Genomic DNA, 16,224 nt, shown 5'->3' with positions numbered 1-16,224 from the left:
TGCGATCGCTACTGCCGGTTGGAAAGTATTTTTTTCGGGTAATCCCTAGAATTAATCTGTGGCTATTATTCACGGTTTCAAGTTTTGTCATCCCAGAAAAACGCTCTTCTCAGACAACCTCGAACTGGTTTAGTCTTAAAATAGTCCCCGATAGGGAACCGAGAAAATATATCTAATGGGAGTTGATACTATGTCTAACGAAACCGTTACCTATTCCCTAGAAGCTGTTTTGACTAGGATTGAGGGGAAAATTGACAGCTTACAAAAAGATGTTAACCAAAAATTTGACAAAATCGACGAACGGTTAAATAAGCTGGAGGTAGGACAGGCAAAGTTAACTGAAAAGGTTGAGGGCATCGATAATCGCCTAAAATCAGTGGAAGGAACCCAAAAAAATCAGGTTTGGACATTGATTATTCTTTTGGCAAGTGCGATCGCTACTGCCGGTTGGAAAGTATTTTTTTCAGCTAATCCCTAGAATTAACCTGTGGCTATTATTAGGTTAACTACTCTCCCACAAGTCCGTTTTTTTATTAGCACAAATGTTCTATAGATCGCGATCGCTGTTTTGGGTATCGTACCTATACCCTACTGAATTCTACCCATCAATCTACTTTTCGACTGCAAAAACCAAAATCAGTCCATATCTTGACTGCAAAAACGGTATTTTAACTTTATATCGGCCATTGACAAGCCTAAAAGCTTTCTTTAAACTAGATTCAGTGCATAAACAAAAATTCCGATAAGTACCTATTGCAGTAGGACTTCTCGGACGTTTGTATGTACTTAATTGTTTTTGGACATTTTTTCAAGGTTAATTATGACTCAGATCACATCGGCTGTCAATGACGACGGCTACCGTTCCAGTGCTGACCTCGTACACTGTCAAAGACAAGATGAAGCGCAGACTTTAGCTTTCGCTGATTCGGCCACATCAGGAGCGAGAGTTTTTATTTGTCATGTTTACGAACAGGGGGGAAGAACTCATCTAGTTTTTTCTCTACCTTGTAGTCTGCTGATTGAATTGGCAAAATTACAGAGTGCTGAAGCTAAAAAGAATAAGTCTAATGCGGATGAAGTCATGAACAGACCACTTATTCTCCAGCACGTTAACGAGATTGCAAAGTATTTGCAAGATACGGATCAGTATATTTTGCCCCCATTCATCTTTAACTCGAATACACCGATCAAAGTTTTTACCTATGGTGCAGGTCCAGTCAAATTCGGTTATGCTGTTATGCCAATAGATGTAGAACTTTATGTTACTGACGGTCAACATCGGTTAAAAGCGATCGAAAAAGTTTTACCTGAAAAACCTGACTTGCGTAACGACAGCGTAACTGTGCTGGTAGTTCAAGAAGCAGATATGGATCAAATTCATCAAGATTTTGCCGATTGTGCCAAAAATAAACCCATCCCTCCTGCTTTATTGGCTGCTTTCGACGTTACTGATCCTCTTGCTAAGTTGACTCGGACAATTACTAAAGATTTAGTCATTTTCAATGGACGGATTGATAAAATCTCTCGTACTATCGGAAAAGACGCCAAATATATGTTTACTATGAGTCAGTTAAGAATCGGTGTCGCTGAATTTCTTTTTGGTTCATCTCGAAAACCAGTTATAGAATCTCATTCTCGTCAAAGTAAGAGTGAATTTTTGCTAATGTTAGAGAGACTGAAGATTTTTTACACAGAATTCGCCAAAAACAATGATACTTGGCGACTTTTGCTACAACCTGCATCTCAAACGGTCAATCTCAACTTGTACGATCTCAGACAACAGCGTGTGGATTTTAATACCGTTGGGTTTCAGGTACTTAGTCGAATTGGACATTTCATCTTTTTTGGACAAGAATTCACTGATTTACAGCGAGAAGCTCTAATTAAAGCACTTGCGGGTTTGGATTATACCCGTGACTCAGCTTTATGGCTAAATAGTATCGTGATTGATGATGCTGGTGCTAAAAAGATAGTTACACAGACAACAGCAGTCGATAAAGCGTTTAAAATCGCCAGAGATGCTGTACAAGAGAAAACTGGGATAATTTTAATCTAGTTTCGAGTATATTTAGAGCAATTCAGTCTTATATACCTTCTGAAATCACAAGCAGAGATCGAGCAGTTTTGCTTTATCTCTCTTTTCCTGTGACTATTGATAGGTTTTACTAATTAGACATACAGTATAGAGAGGAGAACTTTAAAAGCATATATGTAATGACCGCAATCCAAACCTCTCTACTACCGAATCGTACTATTGATGAGTTCGTAGAAGATATTAAACTACTGACTCAAGAAGTACAAAAGCTCTACTGTTTAGATGAGATTCCTTGGATTATTGGTGTTTCTTGGGGAAAAGATAGTTCAGCAGTTTTACAGTTAATCTGGAATGCGATCGCTGCTTTACCATTAGAGAAGCGACAAAAAACTATTCATGTGATCACCACCGACACAATGGTTGAAAATCCCATTGTCTCCGCATGGGTTAGAAAGTCGATGGAAAAGCTGGAAAAAGCTTCAGAAGCTCATAGAATGCCATTTAAATCACATTTACTCTATCCTGCTGTAGAAGATCGCTTTTGGAGTGGATTAATAGGTAAGGGTTATCCTGCTCCCCGTTTGAAATTTCGTTGGTGTACTGGAAGACTGAAAATTAACGCTTCTAATAACTTTATTCGTGAAGTCATCAGAAATTGTGGGGAAACAATATTAGTTTTGGGAATCCGCAAAACAGAAAGCTCTCGTCGTGCTAAGGTGATGGAAAAATTAGAAGCTAAAAGACTTCGTGAGCGTTTGAGTCCTAATGCAAATATGCCCAATTCTCTCGTTTATAGTCCGATCGAAGATTGGCGTACTGATGAAGTATGGATGTACTTAATGCAGTGGGAAAATCCCTGGGGAGGAGACAACAAAGAATTATTAGCAATGTATCGAGGAGCGACTGCGGATAATGAATGTCCCCTGGTGGTAGATACCTCCAGTCCTAGCTGTGGAAGTTCCCGTTTTGGTTGTTGGGTTTGTACTTTGGTAGATAAAGATACATCTCTGAGTATGATGGTTCAGAATGACCAAGAAAAGGAATGGTTACAACCACTCGTAGAACTTAGAAATGAATTAGACCTTTTGGATGATAGAGAGAGACGTGATTTCCGTCGTCTTGTTGGGAAAGTACAATTATTTGAAAGAAACTTAAATGGAGAAATATCGATCGAACCTATACCGGGACCTTATACTAAAAAATGGCGGGAATATTGGCTGAGAAGGGTATTAGAGGCCCAGGAGAGCGTGCGTACTAATGCCCCAGAGGATATGAAAGATATTACCCTAATTACCACGGAGGAACTCAGCGAAATTCGCCGGATTTGGAGGGAAGAAAAGCACGAATTTGATGACCAATTACCGAAGATTTATAAACAAGTGACTGGAGAAACTTTTCAAGACCCGCGACCTGGAGCGGATAATAATCTTTTGGGGAGTGAAGAATGGGATATCCTCGCGGATATCTGTGCCGAGGATTCCATGCACCTAGAATTATTGGCTAAACTTATCGATACGGAACGTCAATATTTTCTCAAAATCTCTCGCAAGGGTATTTACAAAGACCTAGAAAAATGCTTTGAGTCTAGTTCTCGTAGTAAAGAGGAAGCGATCGAAAATGCTCGTTATGTCTATGATCTAAAGAATGCCGCTCAAAGTGGCAATATTGCTCAGGTGAAAGAACAACTCAAAGAGAGTTTTAGTGAACCGGAAAAAGACCCGCAAAAACAGTTAACTTGGGCCAGTATGAAATTCCCTACAACCGATGAGGAGGAGGAATAACGGGTTTATGTAAACTGGCGATCGAGTTGACCATCAATAAAATTACTGTTTCCCGACGACGCGATGAAACCCTACCAAAAAATTCCTATTCGTGAATGTGGGGAACCCCTAGTACCTATACCCGCAGATAAGTTTGTTATCCCTTCTCCCCACGCTTACGAGAAATTAGGAGCTAATTATCGGGGTAAATCTCCCTATTTTTTGCGACAAGGGGTGTTAAATGCTCTGATTGACGCTCAAAACCGTCTGCAAGTCTATCAACCCGGTTGGCAAATTTTGATTTTTGATGCCTATCGACCGGTGGAAGTGCAACAATTTATGGTCGATTATAGTTTTCAGACTCTCCTAGACACAAGAGGATTAGCCAAAGAGAAACTATCGGAGGCAGAAAGTCAAGCGATTTTAACAGAAGTTTACACTATTTGGGCAATTCCCAGCGATAATGCCGCCACTCCGCCTCCCCATAGTACCGGAGCGGCGATCGATATTACCCTGGTGGACGAGAAGGGACAAGCCATCGACATGGGGGGAGAAATCGATGAGATCGGAGAGCGATCGCATCCCGATTATTATATCGCCGCAAAAAGCCGACGAGAACAGAGTTATCATCAAAAACGAGTTTTATTGGCTAAAGTGATGGAGGAGGCGGGATTTAGCCGACATAAGGGGGAATGGTGGCATTTTTCCCTAGGGGATCAAATGTGGGCCTGGTCGCTCGATCGAGCCTACGCCATCTATGGCAGAGTGGAGGATTAAGTAGGGTTTGCGGCAAAAAGTTTCTTGTGGGGACAGGGTGTAGGGTGTAGGGTGTAGGGTGTAGGGTTTTACCGATTTTGAGGGGGTCAATTACCTAATTTTCAGGGGAAAAGTCCAGGGATTTTCCCCCCAATCACTTCCGTCGCCGGTACTTTTTGATTGACAAAAAGTCTAAAAGTCTTACCCAATAAGGTTTTAAGATTTATTCAGCCCACCCTATATCAATACTGATATACTAACAAAAGAAGACTCAAAGCTTAGACCGGCTTCTGATCGACGATCGCCAAAATTTGATCAACAAAAGCTTGGTGATCAACCACTGGTTTAGAAATATAACCATCGGCCCGACTCTGCTTGAGAAAATTCTCTCGATCGCCTTCCATAGCGTGAGCAGTGACGAGAATAACGGGTAAATCGGCGGTTTCGGGGTTAGCTTTGAGAATTTGGCTGATTTTAATGCCATCTACCGCTTTCCCTTCATAGACACTATGGGAGAGGGAGACATCCATTAAGATCACGTCCGCTTCCTTATCCCGAGCAATACGAAGCACTTCTTCCACATCTTCGGTCCCTTTGACCTCTAGACCACCTCGTTTGGTCAAAATTTTGGCAAAAACGCGAAAATTTATCGGGTCGTCTTCTACAATCAAAACAGTTGTCATAGGGAAGCTCAGGGATAAACAAGGTTAAAAAGGGCAAAATGCCTTATGATTCACAGCTAGACAGATTAAAAACGAGAGACTCATGGCCAAACAACTGGATTTCTTAGCTAGTGGTCAAATTATACCCACGGCTTTACACCAAGAGATGGAACGCTCCTATCTAGAATATGCCATGAGTGTGATCGTGGGGCGAGCCTTGCCGGATGTACGCGATGGACTAAAACCAGTACATCGTCGCATATTATACGCTATGCACGAACTGGGTTTAACTCCCGATCGCCCCTTTCGCAAATGTGCGCGGGTGGTGGGGGATGTGTTGGGTAAATATCATCCCCACGGCGATCAGTCAGTGTACGAGGCACTGGTTCGTATGGTACAGGATTTTTCCAGTCGTTACCCACTTTTATCGGGCCATGGTAACTTTGGTTCGATCGATAACGACCCCCCGGCGGCCATGCGTTATACAGAAACCCGTTTGGCCGGCATCGGTGATCAGGCGGTTTTAGGGGGAATTAGCGAAGCTATCGTTAATTTCAACAGTAATTTTGATAATTCTCAACAGGAACCCGTTGTTTTACCCGCTCAGTTACCGATACTCATTCTTAATGGTTGTTCTGGTATTGCGGTGGGGATGGCGACTAATATTCCTCCCCATAATTTAGGGGAAGTGGTGGAAGGTTTAATCGCTTTGATTGATAATCCCGATTTAAGCGAGGAAAAGTTAGTAGAAATTATCCCCGGTCCCGATTTTCCCACGGGAGGCGAGATTTTAGATGATACCGGCATTCGCGAGGCCTATCGCACCGGTAGGGGGATTATTCCCGTGCGCGGAGTGGCCAAAACTGAAACAATTATCATTGAGGGCAAGCGCCGAAGGGAAAGGACGGCAATTGTGGTTACTGAGTTGCCTTTTCAGGTGAATAAGGCGGCATGGATTGAAAAAATCGCTGAATTAGTCAATTTAGGGAAATTGGAGGGAATTGCCGATATCCGCGATGAAAGCAATCGCGAAGGCATTCGGGTGGTGATTGAATTAAAGCGGGAAAGTCAACCGCAGCAGGTTTTGGCGGCTTTATACCAACAAACGGCGCTGCAGACTAATTTTGGGGCAATTATCCTCGCTTTAGTCGATAATCAACCCCGGCAGTTATCGTTAAAACAAGTTTTACAGGAATTCTTGCGCTTTCGAGAAACAACTCTCACCCGTCAGTATGGCGACGAGTTGCAACAGGCCAGCGATCGCTTACACCTAGTGGAGGGTTTATTATTAGCTTTGCAGAATATCGATCGAGTGGTGGATATTCTCAAAAATGCTCCCGATGGGACGACGGCTAAGTATCGTTTTCAGGCAGAATTGGGCATTAGTGACCCTCAAGCTGATTCTATCTTGGCTATGCCCCTACGTCGTTTAACTGGTTTGGAAAGACAAAAGTTAGAGACGGAAGCGACGGAATTACAAACAAAAATTCAACAGTTAGAAACCCTCCTCCATAACCGTCAGGAGTTTCTCAAGTCTCTGAAAAAAGAATTGCGCTCTTTAAAGAAAAAATTCGCCGATAGCAGACGGACAAAAATTCGCACCGGCAAGTCGGGGGACAGGAGACAGGAGACAGAAGGGAAGAAACAGGATTCTGTGGTGAAAAAACAGGAGACAGTCCCGATGAAAAAATTTTCACCCCCACAGACGAAAGAGGTTTCCTTACCTACACCCCACACCCCACACCCCACACCCTCTTTGAAGGCAGAAGTTAAAAAACAGGAGAATAAAGTTAAGAAAAAGCCTGAGAGTGAGAATGCACCGAGTTTAAGCCTATTTACGCCCCAAGAACCCCCAGAAAATGCAATTTTATTGCTTGATGCCGAAGATAAAATTAGTTGGACGACACCGGAACAGCGAGCGCCAGAGCGGGGTTTAATTATCTATCAACAGGCGATCGAAAAACGGGAAAATTTCCTAGTTATCCTCGATAATGCTAAAGCTTACCCGATTGCTACCCGGGAAGTCCCCCCGCAAGCGAATCAACCAGTGTTAATCTCCAGTCTGCTGACCAAAACCGCACAAAAAGAGTCAGAAGCCGTGTTAAATCAATTTTTCTTGACGGAACCTCAAAAAAATCAAGAATTGCTTTTACTGAGTCAACAGGGGCGAATAAAGCGGCTTCCCATCGATGAATTAGAGGGGGTTGGTAGTCGGGGTTTGTCCCTGATGAAATTGAAAGAAGACGATCGCCTATATGGTGCTATTTTTACTCACGAAGGCCTGGACTTAGCGATCGCCACCAGTAGCGGTCGGGTGTTGCGTTATCCCGTGCGCGAGGAATTATTGCCAATGATGAGTAAATCCGCTCAGGGTTTAGCAATTTTGCGATTGCGCTACGGGGAACATCTAGCTGGCTGTGTTTCTCTCCCCCATCGGGAAAATCTGCTGCTGATTTCGGGATTGGGTTACGCGAAAAGACTGGCGATCGAGAATTTACGCTTATCACAATTAGGCGATCTTGGTTCACCCGCTTTACAATTCGTCAATAAACAGGATAGTTTAGCGGCCATGGTAGCGGCGCGGCCGGGGAGTATAGTGTTATTAAGTACCAATCAGAATCGAAAACTACCCTTAGAGGTAGAAACTGTGATGGTTACGGGTAAAGACGGGACAGGTTCACAATTAGTGAAACTCAACCCCACAGAAAAAATTATCAAAGCACAATTGTTACAGGACACCTCGAATAGGGGATTTTGTTAACAAAGTGTTGGTCGAGGAAATCTCCTAGATATACAGTGGTGAAGAGGGAATAATTTTAAATAACTAACAAGGCTCTCCGTCACTCAAAATTTGATTTTTTCGAGCTGTCTTAGAAATAACGCCCTAGTTATTGAGTAAAATTAAACTTTTTTTGCCCATCAACTTAAAAACTTGCGTTTTTTGGATCATCTTAGCATAGAGGACTGAGTAGTATGAGTTAAAGCAAAGTTGATTTGTTAATTTTGTCTATCAGTGTAATCTGGGTGAAATCTCTCACTTTTTTCCCTGATCAATTACTAAGGGGTAAGCTTAGAGGCACTTCAGTTACATATCTTGATAATTCAAAAAACTCTCAACCGCTTATTAATCCTGCCTCCTGCCTTGCTAAAACGCATCTAAGATGCGTTTTAGCTTACCCCGATCAATTGGACTTATTGATAAAATCTTCGCACTAATTGAGAATAACCCAAGATTTCATGAGGGTTTCGGGCTGTGCAATACTGAAGTAAATCTATTTTTTGAGCTACCCTACATCGTCTCTAAGTCAATGGCGAAAAAACCGAAAAATGTTGCGCGTAAACACCGGCATTGGCAAAGATGGTTAAAACTAACTCTGGTCGCAGTTTTTGGGTTTATTATCTTTAATTTAGCGACTAATTTAGCCATCTGCTGGTCAATTAATCAACAAAAACCCGTTGAGGCCATCTTAGTTTTGGGGGGCAGCATTCGTCGGGAAATTTATGTAGCCAATCTAGCCCAGCAATACCCCGATATACCAATTTTAATTTCCCAAGGCTCGGAAGATCCCTGTATTTTATTACTATTTGAACGGGCAAAAGCGCCAAAAACTAACGTCTGGTTAGAAAAGTGTGCTGATTCTACCTTCGGCAATTTTTTCTTTGCTGTGCCAATTTTAAAACAATGGGGAGTACATAAAGTAAAAGTTGTCACCTCTCCTACTCATTTACCCCGCGCTCAATGGTTAGCAGCAATTCACTTGCAATCCCACGGTATAGCAGTAGAAATCGATGCAGTCCGAGAAATTGGTATCCCGGGTAATAACGAATCAAAGCTAAAAACTGGGTTGGATGTGACTAGAAGTATAATTTGGGCTTTTGTCGGACAATTAATCTCTCCCCCCTGTTGGCAAGTCATCCCCTTAAATTCCGTTGATTTAGAAGCTTGGCGCGATGAAGGTTTTAAATGTGAATATCAAGGTAAGATCAGCTAAACAATCCTCTCCCAGTTAGTTTTTTAGCGGCTGTATCCCATTTTTGTAAATCTACTAACTTGGGGTTTTTAAAGGCAAACTCTCTCTTCCCACTTTCCTATACCTTTTAAACAGGATTGAGTATCAGAGGCCCTATCAGGTATTTGCGATCGCATCTAGAGCCAGATTCAGTTTCAGTAGGTTAACCCCCGGTTCGCCGAAGATACCGAGAAAGCGCTCGTCGGTGTTTTTGATAACGAGGATCTCCACTTGATTCGTCGGTAATCCCCGCACCCGCGCCACCCGCTCGATCTGCGCTCTGGCGGACTCTGGGGTGATATGGGGATCGAGACTCGATCCAGAGGTGTACACCAGATCCGCGGTGGGTTTAATTCCCGTCTTCTCTAATCGGGGAATCTCCCCCTCTACAGCTTTCGCTGGATCGGGATTGGGTTTTCCTTTAATGCGATCGATCAATGCGGGGTTACTGGGAGCTAGGTTACTCGCTCCCGAAATTCCGGTTTGCAGGACTTTGTTAGGATCGTTTTTCGGATCGGCCGTACTGTAGGCGGTGGTACTCGGACGACTATTGAAATAGCGATCGCTGGTGAAAGGTTGCCCAATTAGAGCCGAACCCACCACTTGACCTTGATTATTGGTGATCAAACTCCCGTTCGCTTGCCAGGGAAAAAGAATTTGACCGACGGCGATCATCGCAAAAGGATAGATCAGCGCGGTAATTACCCAGAGAACTAGGGTAGAACGGATGGCTCTACCGGCATCGCGTGCAAAACTCATAATTAGGGTTTACTGAAAAAGTTTGTTGGTGGAGTTAGGAGTCAGGAGCCAGTAGTCAGGAGTCAGGAGAATTAGGAATAAACCACAATCAATTAAAGAGTCTATTTAGAGATTTTCTGGCTCTTCTAGGTTCTGTGTGATAAGTTTAACTTACAATATGATCGATCGATCTTTGTGTCCTTTGTGTCTTTGTGGTTCGTTCCACCCCCTCGCTAGGGGCAATGTATCTTAGAATACATTTTACCCACCAAATCCAAGAGAGCCATTTTCTGCTTTTTCCCATTTTTGAACTCTCAAAAATTAATTATGCCAGAAATCTCTTAAAACCTCTCCGGGACAAAGATGACAAGGAATAGGTAGATAAATAAAGCAAAGGCGACTAATCCTAAAAGGGTTAATGCGAAGGCTTGCCCCCTATTTATAGCACTTCCCGTAGAAGCTTGAACGATGGAGGAGAAAAGAATTGTTAGACAGAAATTTAAGAAAATATACCAGAAAAATCGGTTTTTTCTAAGGGATGCTTTCATAAGAATTAGAGTTTTTTGGAGATTTGTTTTTGCCAGTCAATCAAGAAAATAGCTGTAGTTGTCAAAAATTATCAGACACCCCCCTTATCAAGGGGGGATTAAGGGGGGATCGACACCCCCCTTATCAAGGGGGGATTAAGGGGGGATCAAAGACAAAATCTATTTTCAATTTAATTATAACCACTTACTTAGCTGTAGTTGTCGATAGGTTGTCTTTTTCCCCTTTTTCAATTCATAGTTAAGAATACATTGGCCCACATATCTAGCCAAATTAATAGGAACAGCATTGCCAATCATTTGTTCTAGATTAGATTTTGTTCCAGCAAAAATAAAGTCTTTAGGAAAAGTTTGGATATAGCTTCTCTCCCTCGTTGTTAGCGGTCTTAATTTTTCATTAAGATGACAAGCATCACCGGGATGTTGTCGATAGGTTTTGGGAACTGGTCGATTTACTCCTCGAATAGTAGGGCTAGGTTCATAAATACTGAATATCGCCCTTCTTTGATAGCTTCTAGGATGTCTATAATAGTATTCTATATCTAATTCTTTGCCCATATAGTCAAATACAGTCAGAGGTTGACTTGATAGATTTTCATTGATTTCATCGATTAAAAAATCATCTTCTTCGTTCATTTTACCGATCAGAAAATATCTTTTTCTAGTTTGAGGAACTCCGCAGTAACAAGAATTAATAACTTTTCCAGTTAAACCATAACCATGGCTTTTAAAAATTTGTTTTGCTTGAGTGAGTATTTTACTTTTCTCAATTCTGTCCACATTTTCCATAACAAACCATTGGGGACTTACTCTAGTTACAATTTCAGCGAATGTGAGCGTTAGATTCGCTCGTCCTAAACCCTCGTCTCTCTTACCCGCACTGGAAAAGTCTTGACAAGGAGGGCTGCCGACAATAATCTCAGGATTATATTGAGCCAATATTTCTTGATTAGATTCTCTAGATAAATCGACATTAAATATCGGATGACTAAAGTTATTGCTATAGACATCTATAGCAGGTATCCAATTATCAAATGCAGCCACAATAGTAAACCCCGCTTTCTGAAAACCTAAAGATAAACCACCACAACCAGCAAATAAATCGATTGTGATCATTTTGCTCCCTCCTCTAAATTGACTCGCGAAAGCGTAAAATAAATTATCGGAATCGGGAGCTAGACCGTATAACTCTTGTGTACTTAACTCCGCTGGTTGAATTTTTAAATTTTCATCAAGTTTCAGATATACATTTTTCAGTCCTTTCCAATCTAAGTAAGCGCACAAAGAAGCTGGAAATGAGGAGTTAAATTGATTTTTACCCCAGGTTTCTTTTTGGCTAAAATCCCGATTCGAGTGCTTCAATCCGAATAAACTAGGCTTAAATATTGCCGATTTTCCCATTACCTCAACCCGATCGCTGAAATTATCTCATCAATAATCTTAATAGCAATAAACGGCGCAATCATGCCTCCCACGCCGTAGATGAGGATATTACGCCGCAATAGTTGGTCAGCAGTGAGCGGGCGAAATTGAACGCCTTTAAGTGCTAGGGGAATCAAAACGGGGATAATCAGGGCATTGTAGATCAGGGCCGAGACGATCGCCGATTGAGCGCTTTTCAAACCCATGATATTTAAAGCACCGATCCCGGCAGCGGCGAAAATCGTCGGGATAATGGCGAAATACTTAGCGATATCGTTGGCTACCGAAAACGTGGTCAGGGCGCCGCGGGTAATGAGTAACTGTTTGCCGATGGTCACTAAATCGATCAGCTTGGTCGGGTCGGAGTCGAGATCCACCATATTGGCCGCCTCCTTCGCCGCTTGGGTTCCGGAGTTCATCGCCACACCGACATTAGCCTGGGCCAGTGCGGGTGCGTCGTTGGTTCCGTCTCCCGTCATGGCAACTAACTTGCCCTGGGATTGCTCGCGACGGATCACCTCGATCTTATCTTCTGGGGTGGCCTCGGCGATAAAATCATCCACCCCCGCCTCCGCCGCAATCACCGAGGCCGTGATCTGGTTGTCGCCGGTGAGCATGATCGTTCTCACACCCATGCGCCGTAATTGGTCGAAACGCTCTTTTAATCCAGGCTTCACGATGTCCTTGAGATAGATCACCCCGTAGATATCGTTACCCCGACAGACGGCGAGGGGAGTCCCCCCCAAACGGGAAACCCTTTCCTGTGCCTCATCGAGGGTCTCGGGAACGGAACCACCGCGGGAACGGACGAAACCTTTAATCGCGTCTACGGCTCCCTTACGGTATTCCTCGCCGTCCATATCGGTGCCGCTCATGCGGGTACGAGCGGAGAATTCGATTCCCTCGCCGGGTTGGCCATCGATGGGGAGGTTTGCGCCCAAATTCCGGGCTAAAGCAACGATCGAGCGTCCTTCTGGGGTTTCGTCGAAAAGGCTGGCCGCTAGACAGATGCGGGCTAATTCCTCGAGGTTATGACCGTTGACGGGGATAAATTCGTCAGCTAGCCGGTTGCCGAGGGTGATTGTTCCCGTTTTGTCGAGAAGGAGGGTATTTACGTCGCCGCAGGCTTCCACCGCGCGTCCAGAGGTGGCGATGACGTTAAACTGAGCCACGCGATCCATGCCGGCGATGCCGATCGCACTCAATAAACCGCCGATCGTCGTGGGAATGAGGGCGACGAGAAGGGAGATCAAGATGGCGATACTGGAACCGGCCCGAAAGGTATCCGCAACCGCCGGCCCGAGGCTCGTGTCTAGAAAACTGGCGATATAGTTCCCGATCGACGGAATCGTGGCCACGACAATTAAAAAGACTTGGGTTAACACGGCCAGAAGTACCGTCAGCGCGATCTCGTTGGGGGTTTTCGTGCGCTCGGCCCCTTCCACAAGGGAGATCATGCGATCGATAAAACCCTGACCAGGATCTTGAGCGATCCGCACCGTCAACTCGTCCGAGAGAAGCCTAGTGCCGCCGGTGACGGAACTGGCGATGTCGGTGCCGGGTTGTTTGAGGACGGGGGCCGATTCTCCGGTGATCGCCGATTCATCCACCGAACCGATTCCCTCGATCACTTCCCCGTCGGCGGGAATCACGTCCCCGGCCACCAGTTTCACCCGATCGCCCCGATGCAAGGCCGTGGAACTGACCGACTCGATCGAGCCGTCGGCCAGGATTTTCCGGGCGATCGTGTCGCTGCGGGTGGAGCGCAGGGCATCGGCCTGGGCTTTTCCCCGTCCCTCGGCAATTGCCTCGGCGAAGTTGGCGAACAGCACCGTGAAGAAGAGGATCAGGGTGATGATGCCGTTAAGTAGCCGTTGTTGTCCCCTATCCCCTGCGATCGTGCCGAATAGATGCGGGTCGATCGTCACCAGGGCCGTGACGATTGTTCCCAACCAGACCACGAATAGGACCGGGTTACGCACGGCGATGCGCGGGTCGAGTTTAAGGAAGGACTGCCGGATCGCGCTTTGATAGAGACCGGTCCGGTTTACCTTGGGGGTATGGCGGCGGTCGTCCCGGCGACCTCTCGGCACTCGCAACGGGCGGGAGGATTTAGAATTTCCTTTGTTCGTTCTCATAAATTATCTAAACTCCTAGCCGATCATCCTGGTGATTTGAAAGGCTTCCGCAATCGGCCCGAGGGCTAATATCGGCAAGAAAGTGAGCGCACCGAGAATTAAAATCACCCCCGCCGTCACGCCGGTAAAGAGTCCGGTATCGGTGCGGAGGGTTCCGGTGGTGGCGGGAACCGGTTGTTTGCGGGACATCCCATCAGCTAACAAGAGCAGGGCAGCGATCGGGATATACCGTCCAGCCAGTAAACTGAAGCAGGCGCTCAGATTCCACCAGAGAGCGGTCATCGTCGGTTTCGCACCAGATGCGATCGCAAGTGGTGCGGGCTGGGAATCTCCTAGTCCCTCGAAGCCCGATCCATTATTGGCGGCGGCGGAAGCGTACTCGTAGATGACTTGAGATAATCCGTGAAAGCCGGGGTTACTGATGCCTTGAAAGTCAGGAAAGGCAAGAGCGATCGCTCCGGGGATGAGGATGGCGATCGGGTGAACCAGCAGAATTAAAAAACTCGCTAACACCACTTCCCGCTTCTCGATTTTGCGCCCGAGGAATTCCGGGGTTCTTCCCACCATTAGCCCGGTGACGAATACCGCAAGGATCAGATAGGCAAACAGGTAGGCGGTGCCGGTTCCCTGGCCGCCGAAAACGATTTGCAGGAACAGATTCGAGAGGGTGACGAAGCCGCCGTTCGGCATCAAGGAATCGTGCATGGCGATCACCGCACCGCACATGGTGGCCGTGGTAGTTACCGCGTACAGGGCCGATTGCGCCCAACCGAAGCGTACTTCTTTACCCTCGAAGTTAACCGCTCGATCGACCCCTAGTAGGGAGTTAACCGCCTGGTTGCCGTTATATTCTCCGATCGCTGTGATGATCGTAAAGCCGATGAAGATACCGAGGGGAATTAGATAGATTAACCGAGCTTGCTTGAGATTATCGGCGAAAACACCGTAGGTATAGATCAGGGAGGTGGGAATCGAGAGAATAGCGACTAATTGCACCAGATTGACGAATCCGTTCGGGTTTTCCAAGGGGTGGGCCGAGTTGCTGGCAAAAAAGCCGCCGCCGTTTTCTCCCAATTCCTTAATAATCTCGAAGTGGGCCACTGGACCGCGGGCGATCGCCTGACTCAGGTTGGGGTTTTCTAGCGTCGGCAAGATCGCTGGGCCCGCGAGGGTTTCCGGGACTCCGGCGATGATCAGGGCAATTGCCCCCACGATCGAGATCGGTAAGAGGATACGGGTGATCGCTCGGATCAGATCCACATAAAAATTGCCCAACGGTCGCCCCGTCAATCCCCGAATAAAGGCGATCCCCACCGCTAGACCGGTTCCAGCCGAGGTGAACATCTGGTAGCCAAGACCCCATATCTGACTCGCGTAGCTGAGGGTGGTTTCTCCAGAATAATGCTGTTGGTCGCTGTTGGTGATAAAGGAAATCGTCGTATGTAGCGTGGTGTCCCAAGGGGGGGCGGGGATCCCCGTCGGGTTGAGGGGAAGGACTCCTTGGCCCGCAATCAGGGAAAAAACCAGAATTGCTATTACCGCGTTACTGTAGAGAACGGCGCGGAGGTACTGCCAGCCAGTCATATTCTCTTTCCCTTTCACCCCGACGAAGCTGTAAAGAAGACTCTCGACTCGATCGCACAGTGGGTCGAGTAGGGTTCTCCGTTCCATGAACACCCTCGCCATATACCGCCCGAAAAAGGGGGTGATCGCCACAATTATCAGGATCGTGAGCGCGATTTGAATCCATCCTTGCAACATGGTTCGATCAACTCCAAAAAAAGCCAAGTGGTCATTGAGCTTGTGGAAATGTGGCCGATCATGGACGGATTCGACAAGCTCACCGTCCATGATCGACCGGGAAACTTAGGGGTTCGCTGTCTCGAAACCGCTTGAGAAAACCAAGTTTGTCTCATCGTTAGCGATCGTTAACCAGTGGATGATCGAGGGATTACTATCACCTCTGCTGGAATGATTGTAGCGATTTTTCGCGCCTTGACAATCTATATTTTTTCCGTTCGTTATCCTATCAGCTTTTACGCACTTAAGTAGCTGGTTATAATTAAATTAAAAATGGATTTTAGGTTCGATCCCCCCTGCCCCCCTTGATAAGGGGGGTGCCGATAGGCGGGGGGATCTGACAACTTTTAACGCCTAC

The 16,224-nt window shown here is 45.6% G+C and carries 12 protein-coding genes and 1 pseudogene; 6 read left to right on the top strand and 7 right to left on the bottom strand.

Going from position 1 to position 16,224, the window contains the following annotated elements:
• Positions 1–190: 190 nt before the first annotated feature.
• From LW728_RS17505 to LW728_RS17490, 4 genes are all read left to right on the top strand, one after another.
• Positions 191–478 carry a DUF4164 family protein gene (locus LW728_RS17505; protein ID WP_287727144.1) on the top strand — a complete coding sequence of 96 codons (288 nt, stop codon included), beginning with the start codon at positions 191–193 and terminating at the stop codon, positions 476–478.
• A 342-nt stretch (positions 479–820) separates the two neighbouring features.
• Entirely contained in the window at positions 821–2,056 is a 1,236-nt protein-coding gene (locus tag LW728_RS17500) for a DNA sulfur modification protein DndB (RefSeq protein WP_287767420.1), read from the top strand.
• Positions 2,057–2,214: 158 nt separating this feature from the next.
• Positions 2,215–3,816, top strand: a complete 1,602-nt coding sequence (gene dndC / locus LW728_RS17495; RefSeq protein WP_046663220.1) for a DNA phosphorothioation system sulfurtransferase DndC — start codon at positions 2,215–2,217, stop codon at positions 3,814–3,816.
• A gap of 63 nt (positions 3,817–3,879) precedes the next feature.
• Positions 3,880–4,572, top strand: coding sequence for a M15 family metallopeptidase (locus LW728_RS17490; RefSeq protein ID WP_287767418.1), 693 nt, complete (start codon positions 3,880–3,882; stop codon positions 4,570–4,572).
• A gap of 257 nt (positions 4,573–4,829) precedes the next feature.
• Here the strand turns inward: LW728_RS17490 and LW728_RS17485 are convergent, their stop codons facing one another.
• Positions 4,830–5,234, bottom strand: a complete 405-nt coding sequence (locus LW728_RS17485; RefSeq protein ID WP_287666611.1) for a response regulator — start codon at positions 5,232–5,234, stop codon at positions 4,830–4,832.
• A gap of 82 nt (positions 5,235–5,316) precedes the next feature.
• Here LW728_RS17485 and LW728_RS17480 point away from each other — a divergent pair, with 82 nt between their 5' ends.
• Positions 5,317–7,974, top strand: coding sequence for a DNA gyrase/topoisomerase IV subunit A (locus LW728_RS17480; protein ID WP_287767417.1), 2,658 nt, complete (start codon positions 5,317–5,319; stop codon positions 7,972–7,974).
• Between the two features lie 547 nt (positions 7,975–8,521).
• Positions 8,522–9,205 (top strand): YdcF family protein, encoded by a 684-nt coding sequence (locus LW728_RS17475; protein WP_287767416.1) that lies wholly within the window; start codon positions 8,522–8,524, stop codon positions 9,203–9,205.
• Between the two features lie 135 nt (positions 9,206–9,340).
• Here the strand turns inward: LW728_RS17475 and kdpC are convergent, their stop codons facing one another.
• From kdpC to kdpA, 6 genes and pseudogenes are all read right to left on the bottom strand, one after another.
• Complete coding sequence (gene kdpC / locus LW728_RS17470) at positions 9,341–9,982, bottom strand: K(+)-transporting ATPase subunit C (RefSeq protein ID WP_287767415.1); 642 nt, start codon at positions 9,980–9,982, stop codon at positions 9,341–9,343.
• A gap of 320 nt (positions 9,983–10,302) precedes the next feature.
• Positions 10,303–10,509 (bottom strand): potassium-transporting ATPase subunit F, encoded by a 207-nt coding sequence (locus tag LW728_RS17465; RefSeq protein ID WP_071839504.1) that lies wholly within the window; start codon positions 10,507–10,509, stop codon positions 10,303–10,305.
• A 174-nt stretch (positions 10,510–10,683) separates the two neighbouring features.
• Positions 10,684–11,622, bottom strand: coding sequence for a DNA cytosine methyltransferase (locus LW728_RS17460; protein ID WP_287767422.1), 939 nt, complete (start codon positions 11,620–11,622; stop codon positions 10,684–10,686).
• Between the two features lie 12 nt (positions 11,623–11,634).
• Positions 11,635–11,907 (bottom strand): annotated as a pseudogene (locus tag LW728_RS17455) (HindVP family restriction endonuclease); the annotation flags it as partial.
• Positions 11,907–14,066, bottom strand: a complete 2,160-nt coding sequence (gene kdpB, locus LW728_RS17450) for a potassium-transporting ATPase subunit KdpB (protein ID WP_287767413.1) — start codon at positions 14,064–14,066, stop codon at positions 11,907–11,909. The pseudogene LW728_RS17455 and the gene kdpB, both read right to left, overlap by 1 nt.
• Positions 14,067–14,081: 15 nt before the next feature.
• Positions 14,082–15,827 (bottom strand): potassium-transporting ATPase subunit KdpA, encoded by a 1,746-nt coding sequence (kdpA, locus tag LW728_RS17445; RefSeq protein ID WP_287767411.1) that lies wholly within the window; start codon positions 15,825–15,827, stop codon positions 14,082–14,084.
• Between the last annotated feature and the right edge of the window lie 397 nt (positions 15,828–16,224).

This window comes from Microcystis sp. 49638_E5, assembly GCF_021300285.1.
Classification (GTDB): Bacteria; Cyanobacteriota; Cyanobacteriia; order Cyanobacteriales; family Microcystaceae; genus Microcystis; species Microcystis aeruginosa_C.
Note: the sequence above shows the minus strand (reverse complement) of the source record. Positions and strands in the feature narration are given on the sequence as shown.

What these genes read in the sequence shown, in the direction of transcription:
- kdpA (WP_287767411.1), bottom strand. Translation starts at nt 15,827, where the DNA reads ATGTTGCAAGGATGGATTCAAATCGCGCTCACGATCCTGATAATTGTG.
- LW728_RS17490 (WP_287767418.1), top strand. Translation starts at nt 3,880, where the DNA reads ATGAAACCCTACCAAAAAATTCCTATTCGTGAATGTGGGGAACCCCTA.
- LW728_RS17500 (WP_287767420.1), top strand. Translation starts at nt 821, where the DNA reads ATGACTCAGATCACATCGGCTGTCAATGACGACGGCTACCGTTCCAGT.
- LW728_RS17475 (WP_287767416.1), top strand. Translation starts at nt 8,522, where the DNA reads ATGGCGAAAAAACCGAAAAATGTTGCGCGTAAACACCGGCATTGGCAA.
- LW728_RS17480 (WP_287767417.1), top strand. Translation starts at nt 5,317, where the DNA reads ATGGCCAAACAACTGGATTTCTTAGCTAGTGGTCAAATTATACCCACG.
- kdpB (WP_287767413.1), bottom strand. Translation starts at nt 14,066, where the DNA reads ATGAGAACGAACAAAGGAAATTCTAAATCCTCCCGCCCGTTGCGAGTG.
- dndC (WP_046663220.1), top strand. Translation starts at nt 2,215, where the DNA reads ATGACCGCAATCCAAACCTCTCTACTACCGAATCGTACTATTGATGAG.
- LW728_RS17485 (WP_287666611.1), bottom strand. Translation starts at nt 5,234, where the DNA reads ATGACAACTGTTTTGATTGTAGAAGACGACCCGATAAATTTTCGCGTT.
- LW728_RS17505 (WP_287727144.1), top strand. Translation starts at nt 191, where the DNA reads ATGTCTAACGAAACCGTTACCTATTCCCTAGAAGCTGTTTTGACTAGG.
- LW728_RS17465 (WP_071839504.1), bottom strand. Translation starts at nt 10,509, where the DNA reads ATGAAAGCATCCCTTAGAAAAAACCGATTTTTCTGGTATATTTTCTTA.
- LW728_RS17460 (WP_287767422.1), bottom strand. Translation starts at nt 11,622, where the DNA reads ATGATCACAATCGATTTATTTGCTGGTTGTGGTGGTTTATCTTTAGGT.
- kdpC (WP_287767415.1), bottom strand. Translation starts at nt 9,982, where the DNA reads ATGAGTTTTGCACGCGATGCCGGTAGAGCCATCCGTTCTACCCTAGTT.